Below are 14,999 nucleotides of genomic sequence, written 5' to 3' on the forward strand. Positions count from 1 at the left end.
TGCGGTGCTACTGAGGCAGAATGTCGCGGCATACCCTCCCAGGAGCGCACTATAATCTCGCGATGAAACTGCACACCATTTCCCAGGCAGGATTCCGCCAGTCTGCCCGCTACCTGTTGCTGATGCGTCTCTCCATGGTAACCATGGAGTGGCTTGCGCTGGCCACGCTGTGGTTCCTGGCGCCCCCCCTGGCCGGACCCGCACCCTTGCTGGTTACTATAGCCCACGCACTGTTTGCAGCGGCGAGCTGGCTATGGATGACCCGTCATCCGCCAAGACTGGCGTTACCGGTCACCTTCTCGCTGGCGGCAGACCTGGTCGCGCTGGGTATCTGGCTGGCACTGACCGGCGGCTCCACAAACCCGCTGGTCTCCCTGTTACTGCTGCCCCTGGCCACCGGCCTGGTGCTGATTCCGCTTCGTCACAGCCTGGTCATTACACTGCTGGCCATTACCGTCTATACCCTGTTGATGCTTTACCCGGTACCGCCGCCGGCCGACCTGACCCGGGCAGCCTATATGCAGCTGCACCTGATGGGCATGTGGGGCACCTTTGCCCTGACCGCAGCCATCATGCTGGTGGTCGTAGGGTCGCTGGCAAGCCAGCTAAGGGAACAGCAGCAGGCCCTGGCCCGAAGCCGTGAGGAGCGGCTCCGGGACGAGCAGGTCATTGCCCTGGGCCTGTCAGCCGCCAACGTGGCCCACCGGCTCGGCACCCCCCTGAATATCATGACACTGGTGGTGGACGACCTGAAACTGGCACCCGAGTGCACCGCCTTCCGCGAAGACCTGGAACTGCTGGACCAGCAACTGGGTCTGTGCCGTGAGCAACTACAGACCATGACAGAAGCCGCTGTCAGGGCACGGGAGGCAGCCACCGAAACCCTGCCCCTGGCCCGGTGGCAACAAAGGCTGCGGGAATCCGCCACCCTGCTGTGGCCGGGCGCCCGAATCCAGTGGCCACAGAACCCGCCCGAAGCGGCAGTCCGGGTGGACGCCACCCTGGACCAGGCGGTACTCAACCTGATAGCTAATGCCCTGCGAGCAAGCCCTGAGGGTATAGAGGTGGGCACCAGCGTCGAGGACAATCGCGCGCGCCTGACCATCATTGACCGCGGCGCCGGTATTGAGGACACCCTTCCGGGGCAACATCCGGTGCGCTCTGAGCAGGGGCTGGGCGTCGGCCTGTTCCTGTCCAATGCCACCATCCAGCGACTCGGCGGCCGACTCAGTGCCGAGGCTCGCACCGAAGGTCCTGAACGTGGCACCACAATGACCATTGAACTGCCGGCTGTTTCAGAGGAGGCTGCCCATGAGTGACACACCCTGGCTGCTCATCGACGACGATAAAACCTTTGCGGCCACCCTGGCCCGGTCCCTGGGACGCCGGGGCATCGACTGCGTTCAGGCCAACGACCCGGAAGCAGCGCTGAGTCAGCTGAACGCCAGTGACGCCCGTCGCTGTGTGCTTGACCTGAACCTGGCCGGCGAAAGCGGGCTTCAACTGCTGCCGGAATTACTGGCGAAGCAGCCCGGGCTGGAAGTGCTGATTCTCACTGGCTATGGCAGCATTGCCACCGCCGTGGAGGCCATGCGCAAGGGCGCGGTGAACTACCTGTGCAAACCGGTGACTGCGGACCAGATCATCGACGGGTTCGAACCGGACAACCACGAGCCCGCACTGCGGAGCCAGCCTCCATCCGTGGAGGAACTGGAATGGGAACATATCCAGCGGGTGCTGGCGGAAAATGACGGTAACATCTCCGCCACCGCCCGTGCCCTGAACATGCACCGCAGAACCCTGCAGCGCAAGCTGGGCAAGCACTCCCGCTGGCGGGAATAAACAGTGTCCGGTCAGCAGAAAATCATACCGCCGCGATCGCCCGGACACCTGGCATCCCGTTTGGTCAGGCGCTCTTGAGGGATTTCATGTCGATCACGAAGCGGTACTTCACGTCACCTTTTTTCATGCGTTCATAGGCTTCATTGATGTTGTGAATGTCCAGCATCTCGATATCACAACTGATATCGTGCTCGGCGCAGAAATCCAGTACTTCCTGGGTTTCGGGCATGCCCCCGATCAATGACCCGGTCAGGATGCGACGCTTGCCGATCAGGTTGCGGGAATGCACCGTCGGTTCAATGGGCTCGATCATGCCCACCAGGATATGACTGCCGTTCACCTTCAGGGTAGACAGATACGGGTTCAGGTCATGGTGGACCGGAATGGTATCCAGCAGGAAGTCAAAGCTCTCGGTAGCGGCGGCCATCTGCTCCGGATCGGTAGAGATGATGACGTGGTCGGCGCCCTGCTTCTTCGCTTCGGCCACCTTGGCTTCGGAGCGGGTAAAGATGGTGACCTCGGCCCCCAGTGCCCGGGCAAACTTGACGCCCATATGACCGAGACCGCCCATACCCAGGACCCCCACTTTGTGCCCCTTGCCCACGCCGAAGTGTTTCAGGGGCGAATAGGTGGTGATGCCGGCACACAGGATTGGCGCCGCTGCGGCGGGGTCCAGCTTGTCCGGCACCCGAACCACAAAGCGCTCGCTGACCACGATGCGCTCGGAGTAGCCACCGTAGGTGCGCAGTCGGTCAATACGGTCCTCACCGTTATAGGTGGGGGTCATGCTTTCCCGGCAATATTGCTCCAGACCCTGTTCACAGGAGGGACAGGAACGGCAGGAATCCACCATACAGCCAACTCCGACCAACTCTCCGACTGTGAATTGATTCACATCATTTCCAACCGCAGTCACTCGACCGATAATCTCGTGCCCTGGAACGACCGGGTAATTGGTGCGCCCCCAGTCGTTCTCGGCGAAGTGGATATCGGTGTGGCAGACACCGCAATAAAGAATGTCGATGGAGACGTCGTCGGCACGGGGAGTGCGGCGCTGGAAACTGAAGGGGGCGAGCCCGGAGAGCTCCGAGGTGGCGGCATAGCCCTTTACGTCTGACATGGTCTTTTTACCTCTTTACTGTATCTGTCATTGTTTTGGTTTGGCACCTTGTTCATAATCAGCTAGCTACTCGTAATGCCACGGAAGTCTATACTGATCGCAGGGCAGCATTTCTTTTCATTGTATAAAGCCCGAGCCCGAAGTATGGACGACACACCTGCCAATCACCACAACGACGACCTGACTGCACTACTGGCAGAAGTCGCCCACCAGACCAGCAATGGCGTGGTGATTACCGATACGCAGCGGCGGGTCCGCTGGGTCAATGGTGCTTTTGAACAGCTGACCGGATTTCGGCTTGGTGAAATTCATGGTCGTCGTCCTGGTGAGTTCCTGACCGGTCCCGACACGGACACCGCCATTCGCCAGGCCGTGGAGTCCGGCACGGGTTTCGACAAGGACATACTCGCCTATCGCAGGAATGGTACCACCCTCTGGCTGCGGGCCGTATGCAATCCGATCTCACCCGGCACCTCCGGGAATGGCGGGTTCATGGCGGTATTGATTGACGTCACTCAGCGCAAGGAACTGGAACGCCGCCTCAAGATCACCTCCAGTGTGTTCGAGCGCAGCCAGGACGCCATTATCATCTCCGATGCCGATAACCGGATTATCGACGTCAACCCGGCCTTCACCAGCATCACCGGTTACACCCGGGAAGAAGCCATCGGCAACAACCCCAACATGCTCAGTTCTGGCCGCCAGGGGCCGGAATTTTACCGCTCCCTTTGGCGGGCCCTTCATGAGCAGAACTTCTGGCGGGGTGAGATCTGGAACCGGCGCAAGAGTGGCGAGGAATACCCGGAATTCCTGTCCATCACCCGGGTACAGCTCGATGAGCCGGGAGAGCATTATTACGTCGCCAGCTTCTCGGATATCACTGCCCTCAAGAACCACGCCGAGGAGTTGGAGCGGGCCGCCCACTACGACGACCTCACCGGCCTGCCCAACCGCCAGCTGATGGTCACCCGTCTGAAGCGGGAAATGGACCACAGTGACCTGAGCCAGCAGCCCCTTGCAGTCTGCTACCTGGACCTGGACGGCTTCAAGGCCATCAACAACCAGGTAGGCCAGGGCCTGGGGGATCGAGCCCTGGTCACCATCGCCAACCGTTTGCGACTGGCGGTGCGCAGCGATGACACCGTTGCCCGGGTGGGTGGTGACGAATTTGTACTTCTGCTACGCAACGTGGATGATGAGCGGGTCTATCAGCGTATCCTCAATGCGGTTCGCCAGCCCCTGTCTGTCGGCCCCACAACCGCCAACATCACCGGCAGTATGGGCATCACGGTTTACCCCAATGACAGCTCTGACGGCGAACGACTGGTGCGCCATGCGGACCAGGCCCTGTACTCCGCGAAGGAAAAGGGCCGTAACAACTACCACTTCTTCGACCCCACACTGGATGAAAACCTCCAGCAACGTCGCCAGCAGATTACCGAACTGGCCAGGGCTATCCGGGAGGACGAATTCGAACTTCACTACCAGCCACAGCTTCAGCTGCGTGATTCTGCCGTCATCGGGGTGGAAGCCCTGGTACGCTGGCAACACCCTGACAAGGGCCTGCTGGCACCGGGCCAGTTCCTCCCCTACATCGAGGGTAGTCACCTGGAAGAGCGCTTCGGTCAGTGGGTACTCAGGCACGCCCTGGCCCAGCAGGCTGAGTGGTCAAAGGCGGGGCTGCCCCTGGGGATGAGCATCAATATCAGCGCCGCGCACCTGCTGGCACCGGGGTTTTCCCGGTTCCTGGGGCGGTATCTGACAGATCATCCGGGTCTGGATCCGGCACTGATCACCCTGGAAATCCTTGAATCTACCGCCCTGGATGACATGCAGCGGGCCAGCCAGGTAATTCACGAGTGCCGTGACCTGGGCGTGCAGATTGCCCTGGACGATTTCGGCACCGGGTTTTCCTCACTGAGCTACTTCCGCAGCCTGCCCGTCGACGTCATCAAGATTGACAAGAGTTTCATCCTCCGCATGCTGGAAGATGACAGCGACCGGGCCATTGTGGAGAGCGTGATCTACATGGCCCAGCGCTTCAATCGCACGGTACTGGCCGAGGGCGTGGAAACCGATCGCCATGGGGAAGTGCTCGCCACGCTGGGCTGCGACCAGATCCAGGGCTTTGGCGTGGCGCGGCCCATGCCGGCGGAGAAAACTGCCCAGTGGGTGCGCCAGTGGCAGGCCAGGAACCCGCTAACGGTACCGGCGTTCGTCCAGGGTAGTCAGTAATTCCGGATGGAAGACCATCAGGCCGGTCACCACCACACCGTTGACGAACCCCTCCGGCAGCAAAAACAGCGGCAGGTAACGCACATAGTCATGCTGCAGGTGGTACCAGTCGTACACGCCGGTCAGCCACAGCAGGACCACCATGGTCATGCCCGCCGCCAGCACTGAGGCACCCGCACCGAAGAACCCGCAGAAGAAAATATAGGCGAAGAAGTTACGGAAATTGCGCCGTCGCTCCCAGCGCATGATGGCATGGGTCACCAGTGCTGGCACCATGACCGTAATCAGGCCATTGACGGCAAACAGACTGGCCGGCTCCCGCCCGGTGATCACCACGATCACCGACGCCAACAGGCCGCTGAACACGGCCAGCCGCCATCCCAGCATCAGGGTCACGGCGGTCATGCCAAAAATATGGATGCTCAGACCTGGCGACAGCCCGGCCCGCAGTTGCCAGAGGAAGCCCAGCACCACGGCCGCACCGAACAGGCAATGCTGGAGACGCTGTTCCGAGCGAAGCCACTGCCAGTCGGTCTGACGGACTGCCCGCACCAGGATACCGGCGAACATCACCGCTGTGACCAGCAGTAACCAGGCGGGAAAAAGGTTGTCTGTCAGTCCCATAAACGGGCCTCACGCGGATGGGATCAGGTTACCGAAAGCCGGCAGGATGCTGCCAGAACCGGGCTGGAGAAGAAAGCGAACGCTGACTTGAATCAATCATTGATTGCCAAAATCGCCCTATCATGGTGCAATAGCTGGTTCCCATAAGTATTAACCACCATTAAATCCCACTATCAGGAGAAATCTATGCCGGCACGCCTGGACGAAAAACTTGAGCCCATTTTTCAGGATGTCCTGCACCGGAACCCCGGCGAGTCCGAGTTCCACCAGGCCGTACATGAAGTTCTCGAGACCCTCGGACCGGTACTGGTGAAGTACCCGGAGTTTGTCGAAAAGAAAGTCATCCAGCGTATCTGTGAGCCTGAGCGCCAGATTATCTTCCGGGTACCCTGGCAGGATGACAAGGGCGAAATCCATATCAACCGGGCGTTCCGCGTTGAATTCAACAGTGCCCTTGGTCCCTACAAGGGCGGCATGCGCTTCCACCCGTCCGTGTACCTGGGCATCATCAAGTTCCTCGGCTTCGAGCAGATCTTCAAGAACGCCCTGACCGGCTTACCCATCGGTGGCGGCAAGGGTGGCAGCGACTTCGACCCCAAGGGCAAGTCTGACGACGAAATCATGCGTTTCTGCCAGAGTCTGATGACCGAGCTGTACCGTCACCTGGGCGAGTACACCGACGTCCCCGCCGGCGACATCGGCGTTGGCGGCCGCGAGATCGGCTACCTGTTCGGCCAGTACAAGCGCATCACCAACCGCTACGAATCCGGCGTGCTGACCGGCAAGGGCCTGGACTGGGGCGGCAGCCGTGCCCGCACCGAAGCCACCGGCTACGGCACCGTGTTCTTCACCCAGGAAATGTTGAAAGCCCGTGGTGATTCCCTCGACGAAAAGACCGTCGTCGTTTCCGGTTCCGGTAACGTCGCCATCTACGCCATCGAAAAAGCCCACCAGCTGGGTGCCAAGGTTATTGCCTGCTCCGACTCCGGCGGTATCATCGTGGACGAAAAGGGCATCGACCTGGCCACCGTAAAGCGCCTGAAGGAAGTGGAGCGTCGCCGCATCAGCGCCTACACTGAAGTCCACAAGCACGCCAAGTACGTGGAGGATGGCAATATCTGGAGCGTACCCTGTGACGTGGCCCTGCCCTGCGCTACCCAGAACGAACTCAACGGCAACGATGCCAAGACCCTGGTAGAGAACGGCTGTATTGCCGTGGCGGAAGGCGCCAACATGCCCACCACCCCGGAAGGCATCGAGATCTTCCAGAGCGCCAAGCTGGCCTATGGCCCAGGCAAGGCGGCCAACGCCGGCGGTGTAGCCACCAGTGCCCTGGAAATGCAGCAGAACGCCAGCCGTGATTCCTGGACCTTTGCCTACACCGAGAAGCGCCTGGAAGACATCATGATCGAGATCCACAAGAGCTCCTTTGAAACCGCTGAAGAGTTCGGCTCCCCGGGCAACTATGTGCTGGGTGCCAACATCACCGGCTTTATCAAGGTCGCCCGCGCCATGGACGCCATGGGCCTGATCTGATCATGGCCAACGTCACCGATACTCAGGCCACCCCGGTGATCTCCACCGGGCTGCCAGGACTGGACCAGGTCCTGGATGGCTTGAGGATTGGTGACAATGTGGTCTGGCGGGTCACCGACCTGGACGACTACCGGCGGTTCGTGACGCCCTTTGTGGCGTCTGCCACCGCCGCCGGCCGCCAGATCATCTACCTGCGTTTTGGCCAGCATGAACCCTTGCTGGCACCCGCTCCGGGCATCCGCATTATCGAAGTGGACGCCCGGGACGGTTTCGAATCCTTCACCGCCCGTATCTGGGAACTGGTGGAAACCTGGGGCCGCGGCGCGTTCTACGTATGCGACTGCCTCAGCGACCTTCTTAATGCCTGGGCCACCGATACCATGGTGGGCTATTTCTTCCGCGTGATCTGCCCCTTCCTGTTCGAGCTGGATACCGTTGCATGGTTTGCGCTGCTGCCCCAGCGTCACTCGCGGCAGACCCTCGACCGCATCCGCGCCACCACCCAGGTGATGATCGACGTTCATCGGGCCGATGACGACATGCAGCTGCAACCGGTCAAGGTGTGGCAGCGCCAGTCGCCAACCATGTTCCTGCCCCACCGTTACCGGGACGGCGAGTTCATTCCGGTGACCGACAGCAGCAACGCCACCCGCCTGCAGGCCGCCATCGAGCAACAGGCCCACGCAACCCAGCAGCTGCTGGACGGCTGGGACCGACTGTTCCTCGAAGCCGAGGAATGTGACGCAGCGGATAGCGCCCGCGCGCTGGTACAGCGCATCCTCCAGGTTCTGGTGAGCCGGGACCCCCGCATCCTGGCGCTGGCGGAAGACTACCTGTCACTGGATGACCTGACGGCCATACATAACCGCACCATCGGTAGTGGATTTATCGGCGGCAAAGCCGTAGGCATGCTGCTAGCCCGGGCGATCCTGACCAGGGAAGATCCGGACACCTGGGGTAGCGCACTGGACCCCCACGACTCCATGTTCCTGGCGTCGGACGTCTGGTATGCCTTCCTGGTACACAACGGGCTCTGGCCTGCGGTCATGAAACACCGCACCCGGGAAGGGTTCTTCGACGAGGCTCCTGCCCTGCGCAAGGCTATCCTGCAGGGAGAGTTCCCGCCGGAGGTACGCCCGGAACTGATCCGCACCCTGGACCACTTCGGCCAGTACCCGATCCTGGTGCGCTCCAGCAGTCTGCTCGAAGACGGCTTCGGCAATGCCTTCGCCGGCAAGTACGAGAGTGTGTTCCTGATCAACCAGGGTGATCCCGAACAACGCCTTGCCGCGCTGGAAAACGCCATTCGCCAGGTCTACGCCTCCACTATGAGCGAGGACGCCCTCAGCTACCGCCGGGGCCGCGATCTGGAAGACCTGGAAGAGCCCATGGCCCTGCTGATCCAGCGGGTCAATGGCCGTTTCCATGACCACTGGTACCTGCCCGATGCCGCGGCAGTGGGTGTATCCCGCAACACCTTCGTGTGGGCGCCGGATATGGACCCGAAAGCGGGTATGCTGCGACTGGTGATGGGACTGGGCACCCGTGCGGTGGACCGGATCCAGGGGGACCACGCCTGGGTCATCGCTCTCGACCAGCCTCTCAAGCAGCCGTTCCGTAACCTGGAAGAGAACTACCGCTTCAGCCAGCACCTGGTGGACACCCTGGACGTCACCGGACCTGGCCTGACCACCACAGACCTCACTACCCTGGTGCGGGAAGCTCCATCCCTGCCCCTGGAACGCCTGGGGGAAACCGACAGGGCAGCTTCACAGAGAGCTCGGGAACTGGGCCTGGACGCACCGGTCTGGCGCCTTACGTTCAGGCCACTGATTCGCCAGGGAGAATTCATAGACCTGGCCCGTCGCATGCTGACGACCCTTGAGAAGGCCTATCAACACCCGGTGGATGTCGAGTTTACGGTACACCTGGATAACAGCGAGGTCCCGGTCCGCCTCAACCTGGTCCAGTGCCGTCCACTCGCTACCATCGGTGACAGCCAGCCTGCCTCCCTGCCGGAACGGCCGGACCCGAGACGTTTGCTGATGGCCAGTGAAGGGCGCTTCATGGGGGGTAACATCAACCTGGCCATCCATCGCGTCATCCTGGTCAGGGCAGCGGAGTACAGCGCCCTCGACCTCAACGGCAAGCACCAGGTGGCAAAACTGGTAGGCCGGCTGGCCCGCCAGACACCAGAGCATTTCAACCTGATGCTGGCCGGTCCCGGCCGCTGGGGCACCAGCAGCCCGGAACTGGGTGTTCCGGTGGGTTTTGCCGATATCAGCCGGGTGTCACTGCTGGTGGAAATCGCCGATATGGGCAATGGCATGGTGCCGGACCTGTCCTTCGGCTCCCATTTCTTCCAGGACCTGGTGGAATCCGGCATCGCCTACGTGGCTATCTTCCCCGACCAGCAGGACTCCACCTGGAATCCGGACTGGCTGAAACATCATGCCCAGCAGCGACACATCGACAGCCTGCTGCAGCAGGACCTGCCACCGACCGCCATCCAGGACTGCATCACCGTCCTGGAGTGCGAAGGCTCACCCCTGCGCGTGCTGGCCGACGTGACCCGCCAGCGCCTCGTCGCCGGCCACTTCTGACGGCGTCAGGGCCTGCCAGGCCTGGAAGTTGGTAAGGTACACCTTGCCAGTCAGGCTCTCCAGGAACGAAGTGCGCCGCAGGCGGTCCATCACCGGGCCTTTTACCTCAGACAGGTGGAGCCTGACACCACTGTCGTGAAGGCGCTCGTTGATCGCCTCCAGGCTCTCCAGGGCCGACGCATCGATAAGGTTCACCGCCGGACAGACCAGCACAATGTCCTTGAGGTCCGGCTGGCTGCTTACCAGCCCCAGCACACAATCTTCCAGGAAGCGGGCATTGGCAAAGTACAGGCTCTCGTCCACCCGCAGCATGGCCAACTCCGGCCGGGTTTCAACCTGGTGACGCCGCACGTTCCGGAAATGCTCGGTACCCGGAACCCGCCCCACAACGGCACTGTGCGGCCGGCTGGTGCGGTAGAGGAACAGCCACAAGGACAGCAACACCCCGGCCACGATACCCGCCTCCACACTGTAGGCCAGGGTCAATACAATGGTCGCCAGCATGGCGACGAAATCGGACCGGGAATAGCGCCAGGTGCGAACAATCGCCGGGAAATCGATCAGGGTTGCCACCGCCACAATGATGGTGGCCGCCAGGGTAGCGACCGGCAACATGGCGATCGCAGGTGTCAGGAGCAGTGTCGCCAGGGCAATACCCACGGCGGTATAGACCCCTGCCGCCGGGGTTTCTGCTCCGGCATCGAAGTTCACCACCGAACGTGAAAATCCACCGGTCACTGGCATACCGCCAGAAAAGCCGGCGGCCAGGTTAGCGGCGCCCAGACCAACCAGTTCCTGGTCCGGGTCAATACGCTGCCGGCGTTTCGCCGCAAGGGTCTGGCCTACGGATACGGATTCCACGAAACCGACGATACTGATCAGCAGGGCACTCACCGCCAATTGCTGCCACAGGGACAGGTCCAGGCTGGGCATGACCAGGCCAGGAAGGCCGCCGGGTATATCACCAACGACAGCCACTCCACCCTGATCCAGCCTGAGCAACCAGGTGACCAGGGTGGTCACCACCACCGCCAGGATCGGTGCGGTCTTGGAGAGCATGCCGGCCGCGGAGTTTGAGAACCCCAGCCCCATCAGCAGTGGCTTCATATACCGTCGTGCCGCGACCAGGAATACCAGCGCTCCGAGCCCGATCATCAGGGTCGGCCAGTGGATATCACCCAGCTGTCCATACAACCCGGCCAGCAACTCCAGCAGGTTGTGCCCGCTGACGCTCACCCCGAGCAGATGCTTGAGCTGACTGGCAGCAATCACCAGCCCGGAGGCGGTGATAAAGCCGGAAATCACCGGGTGGCTGAGAAAGTTGGCCAGGAAACCCAGCCGGAAAATGCCCATCAGCACCAGCATCAGCCCGGACATGACGGCCAGCAGGATCGCGCCGGCCAGGTATTCACCTGAGCCTGGCTCGAACAGCTTGCCCAGGGCTGCCGCGGTCATCAGTGAAGCGACCGCCACTGGCCCCACCGACAGCGTCCGGCTGGAACCGAACACGGCATAGAGCACCAGCGGCAGGATGCTGGCATAAAGGCCCACCTGGGGTGGCAGGCCCGCCAGCATGGCATAGGCCAGCGACTGGGGAATCAGCATGACGGTGACAATCACCGCCGCCAGCAGGTCACTGGCCAGGGTGGACCGGTTGTAGTGTGGCAGCCAGTCCAATACCGGCAGGAAACGGGTCAGCTTCACGATAGCTGACCTCAGAACCGGTTAATCGGCACTTTCAGGTACACCTGGCCATTATCCTCCGCCGGCGGCATGTGCCCGGCGCGCATGTTCACCTGCACCGAGGGCAGGATCAGGCGGGGCATGTCCAGGGTGGCATCCCGCTCGGTGCGCATCCTGACAAACTCCTCCTCGCTGACACCTTCATGCACGTGCACGTTGGCCTCGCGCTGCTCCGCCACCGTGGTCATATGGTGATATTCATCCCGACCCGGCGCCTTGTAATCGTGACAGAGGAAGATCCGTGTCTCAGCCGGCAACGTCAGCACCTTCTGGATGGAACGGTACAAGGTGCGGGCGTCCCCCCCCGGAAAATCACAGCGGGCGGTGCCATAATCCGGCATGAACAGAGTGTCGCCGACAAAGGCCGCATCGCCGATCACATAGGTCAGGCAGGCCGGCGTATGGCCCGGCGTATGGAGCACCCGGCCTTCCAGGCCACCAATGCTGAAGGTATCGCCTTCCCGAAACAGCCGGTCAAACTGGCTGCCGTCACGGGCGAATTCGGTACCGGCGTTGAACGCCTTGCCGAAGATTTCCTGCACATCAATGATGTGGGCACCGATGCCGGTCTTACCCCCGAGCCGTTCGTGCAGGTAGGGCGCTGCAGACAGGTGATCAGCGTGGACGTGGGTTTCCAGTATCCATTCCACCACCAGCCCTTCCCGTTCGACATAGGCAATGATCTCGTCTGCCGAGCGCACATCGGTACGACCGGCCGCATAGTCAAAGTCGAGTACCGAGTCCAGGATCGCGCAGGCATTGCTGTCAGGGTCACGAACCACGTAGCTGAAGGTGTTGGTGGGCTCGTCGAAAAAGTGTTGAACGATGGGGTTGGACATGTGCTTACCTCCCGGGTAACGCCAATTTAGTTCTAAGCATATACTGGAAGGTAATATAAAGTGAAATACGGTTTTCTTATAGTGGTGATGCCCCTGATGCATCGATCAGGCAATTTCGACCGGAACGCTTGGCCCGGTAGAGACGGCGATCAGCTTCGGTGATCAGGCCATCCGGTGTGGGTGCCGGATCGTCAAGGTCACTCACATGGACCAGGCCGGCACTGGCGGTGACCGGTATCACCTTGCCATGAAAACTGAGTGCCAATTCGCGGACCTCATCGATCACCCGCTCCAGCGCCCAGGTCGCCCGCTCGCGGCTAACGTCCGCCAGCGCCAGGATAAACTCCTCTCCGCCGTACCTGGCTGCCACGTCCGAGGCCCGGCACTGGTTTTGCAATAGCCGGGCAAAGGCCCGCAAGACCTGGTCACCGGCCTGGTGGCCATAGGTATCATTCACCTGTTTGAAGTGATCAATGTCCAGCATCGCCAGGGCGAACCCCTCCCCGGAACGCTGGTAGCGGGCGAGCATTTCGGCGATACGGGGTTCCAGGTAACGGCGATTGTGGATACCGGTGAGCGGATCCCGTATGGATTGATTAAGCAGCTCCTGCTCCAGGCGGAAACGTTCCAGGGCCTGGGCAAGCAGGTTCGCCACCAGGATCAACAGGTCGGACAGGTCCCTGCGCCAGCGCCGCACCTGCAGCGAGTCCATCCCGAAGAAACCGTCCACCAGACCCCGGGTGACGACAGGAATACAGAACATCGCAGCCACACCCTGCTCCTCCAGCAAGGCCCGCTCCGGCCCCGCCGAATCGGGCAGTTTGCTGACATCCTCTATAAAGAGCACCCGGTTTTGTTGCAGCAGGTTGCGGCTTTGCTCCTGCCACCAGCGAAATCCGGTTGTGTCTACCTGTTGCTGGGAGCCTTTCAGGGCAGGCACACCCGGCCGGCACCACTCATGGGTGTTGGTCATTCGGGTCAGCTCCTCGGAAAACCGGTAGATATATACCCGGTCCACGTCAAAGAACTCGCCAATGCGGGCCAGGAAGCGGTCAATCTCCTGGTCGAAATCGCCTATGGGCGCATTGATGAAATCAGACGACAGGCTTGCCAGCAGCTTGTGGAACTGCAGCTGATAGGCCGACTCGGCCTCTCTTTGCCGCAGATCCGCTTCCAGCTCCTTATGGGTCTGGATATCGGTGAACTGCCCATACCACAGGGTACTGCCGTCCGCTTCCCGGCGCGGCATGGAGTGTGCTTCAAACCAATGATAGGTGCCGTCTTTAAGGCGCAGCCGGGCCTGGTACTGCCAGGGTTCAAGGGTCGCCGCGGAGACACTGATCGAGGGCACGATTCCGGCCCGGTCGTCCGGGTGGATAATGTCGAACACAGCCGAGGCATCCGTCTGGAGCTTACGGGGGTCCAGGCCGAAGACTTCCCTCACCCGGCTGCTGATAAAGGGATAATAATGGAAGGTTCCGTCCGCACTGACCCGGTAACAAAACAGCACACCCGGCACGCCGGAGGCCAACTCCGACAACAGGCGGGGGAACATTGGAGTCTCCCCGTCATGGGCTGGCTTGGAAACCATGGCCGACTACCCGTGCTGACGCTTTAACCCCAGATTAGTTGAACCGGCGACATAAAACCACGGATTGAGCAGAATGATTATTATGTCGCCTATAACTACACCGTATAAGCCGGTCCGGCTGGCTGCTATCGGGGCTTATCGGCCGACGACTTTTTCGGCCTCCTCGACCGGGGTATGGCGAACATCCTCGCCTTCCACCATGTAGATCACGTTCTCCGCGATATTACAGGCGTGGTCACCCACCCGTTCCAGCGCCCGGAGCACCCACATGACCGCCATGCAGCGGGAGATATTGCGGGTGTCTTCCATCATGAACGTCAGCAGGGTGCGGGCCGCGGCCTGGTATTCCTCGTCCACCCGCTTGTCTTCCTTCATGATGCGCAGGGCCTGCTCGGCATCCAGTCGGGAAAAGGCGTCCAGCGCATCGTGCAGCATGGCGGTTACATGGTTGGCGATATGACGCACTTCCACATAGCCCCGTGGCGCCTGGCCTTCCTCCGCCAGGGTCAGGGCGAACTTGGCAATTTTCTTGGCCTCATCTCCCACCCGCTCCAGGTCGGCGACCATCTTGATGACCGAGATGACAAAGCGCAGGTCCCGGGCGGCGGGCTGGCGCCGGGCGATCAGGCGGGTAGCCTCCTCGTCCAGGTCCATTTCCATCCTGTCCACCACCTTGTCCCGGGCGCGGATCTCGTCGGCGGCGTGGCCGTCGCCATCGATCAAGGCATTGACCGCGTCGGTGGTCTGCTGCTCAACCAGGCCGCCCATTTTGAGGAAGTCGTTCTTCAGGCTGGACAGGTCATCGTTGAACTGATGGGAGATATGATCCCCATACATGTTTTCTTTACTTGTAGGCATTCTGTGCT

11 protein-coding genes are annotated in these 14,999 nt (G+C 61.2%); 5 read left to right on the forward strand and 6 right to left on the reverse strand.

What is annotated here, in order from left to right:
* Positions 1–62 precede the first annotated feature (62 nt).
* Positions 63–1,319 (forward strand): sensor histidine kinase, encoded by a 1,257-nt coding sequence (locus tag LJ360_RS17890; RefSeq protein ID WP_264994618.1) that lies wholly within the window; start codon positions 63–65, stop codon positions 1,317–1,319.
* Positions 1,312–1,842, forward strand: a complete 531-nt coding sequence (locus tag LJ360_RS17895) for a response regulator transcription factor (protein WP_091853002.1) — start codon at positions 1,312–1,314, stop codon at positions 1,840–1,842. Before LJ360_RS17890 ends, LJ360_RS17895 begins: the two co-directional genes overlap by 8 nt.
* A 64-nt stretch (positions 1,843–1,906) precedes the next feature.
* Here LJ360_RS17895 and LJ360_RS17900 read toward each other — a convergent pair whose 3' ends face one another.
* The gene (locus LJ360_RS17900) at positions 1,907–2,962 is read right to left on the reverse strand and encodes an NAD(P)-dependent alcohol dehydrogenase (protein ID WP_264994619.1); all 1,056 of its coding nucleotides are present in this window, start codon (positions 2,960–2,962) and stop codon (positions 1,907–1,909) included.
* Between the two features lie 144 nt (positions 2,963–3,106).
* Between LJ360_RS17900 and LJ360_RS17905 the strand changes: the two genes are divergently transcribed.
* On the forward strand, positions 3,107–5,197 hold the full coding sequence (locus LJ360_RS17905; RefSeq protein WP_264994620.1) for a putative bifunctional diguanylate cyclase/phosphodiesterase: 2,091 nt from the start codon (positions 3,107–3,109) through the stop codon (positions 5,195–5,197).
* On the opposite strand, the gene LJ360_RS17910 is transcribed toward LJ360_RS17905, so the two are convergent.
* Positions 5,162–5,821: an energy-coupling factor ABC transporter permease gene (locus LJ360_RS17910; protein ID WP_091852991.1), complete on the reverse strand. Its 660-nt coding sequence runs from the start codon at positions 5,819–5,821 to the stop codon at positions 5,162–5,164. The genes LJ360_RS17905 and LJ360_RS17910 overlap by 36 nt on opposite strands.
* Positions 5,822–6,007: 186 nt before the next feature.
* Between LJ360_RS17910 and gdhA the strand changes: the two genes are divergently transcribed.
* Both gdhA and LJ360_RS17920 read left to right on the forward strand, forming a co-directional pair.
* On the forward strand, positions 6,008–7,357 hold the full coding sequence (gdhA, locus tag LJ360_RS17915; RefSeq protein ID WP_264994621.1) for an NADP-specific glutamate dehydrogenase: 1,350 nt from the start codon (positions 6,008–6,010) through the stop codon (positions 7,355–7,357).
* 2 nt (positions 7,358–7,359) lie between these two features.
* Positions 7,360–9,960 (forward strand): PEP/pyruvate-binding domain-containing protein, encoded by a 2,601-nt coding sequence (locus tag LJ360_RS17920; RefSeq protein WP_264994623.1) that lies wholly within the window; start codon positions 7,360–7,362, stop codon positions 9,958–9,960.
* Here LJ360_RS17920 and LJ360_RS17925 read toward each other — a convergent pair.
* From LJ360_RS17925 to phoU, 4 genes are all read right to left on the reverse strand, one after another.
* The gene (locus LJ360_RS17925; protein ID WP_264994625.1) at positions 9,901–11,664 is read right to left on the reverse strand and encodes a SulP family inorganic anion transporter; all 1,764 of its coding nucleotides are present in this window, start codon (positions 11,662–11,664) and stop codon (positions 9,901–9,903) included. The two genes, LJ360_RS17920 and LJ360_RS17925, sit on opposite strands and share 60 nt — an antisense overlap.
* A gap of 11 nt (positions 11,665–11,675) precedes the next feature.
* Positions 11,676–12,542, reverse strand: a complete 867-nt coding sequence (locus LJ360_RS17930) for an MBL fold metallo-hydrolase (RefSeq protein WP_264994627.1) — start codon at positions 12,540–12,542, stop codon at positions 11,676–11,678.
* 76 nt (positions 12,543–12,618) lie between these two features.
* The gene (locus LJ360_RS17935; RefSeq protein ID WP_264994628.1) at positions 12,619–14,097 is read right to left on the reverse strand and encodes a diguanylate cyclase; all 1,479 of its coding nucleotides are present in this window, start codon (positions 14,095–14,097) and stop codon (positions 12,619–12,621) included.
* Positions 14,098–14,268: 171 nt separating this feature from the next.
* Positions 14,269–14,991, reverse strand: a complete 723-nt coding sequence (gene phoU, locus LJ360_RS17940; protein WP_091852955.1) for a phosphate signaling complex protein PhoU — start codon at positions 14,989–14,991, stop codon at positions 14,269–14,271.
* Between the last annotated feature and the right edge of the window lie 8 nt (positions 14,992–14,999).

This window comes from Marinobacter sp. AN1, assembly GCF_026013985.1.
GTDB lineage: Bacteria > Pseudomonadota > Gammaproteobacteria > Pseudomonadales > Oleiphilaceae > Marinobacter > Marinobacter segnicrescens.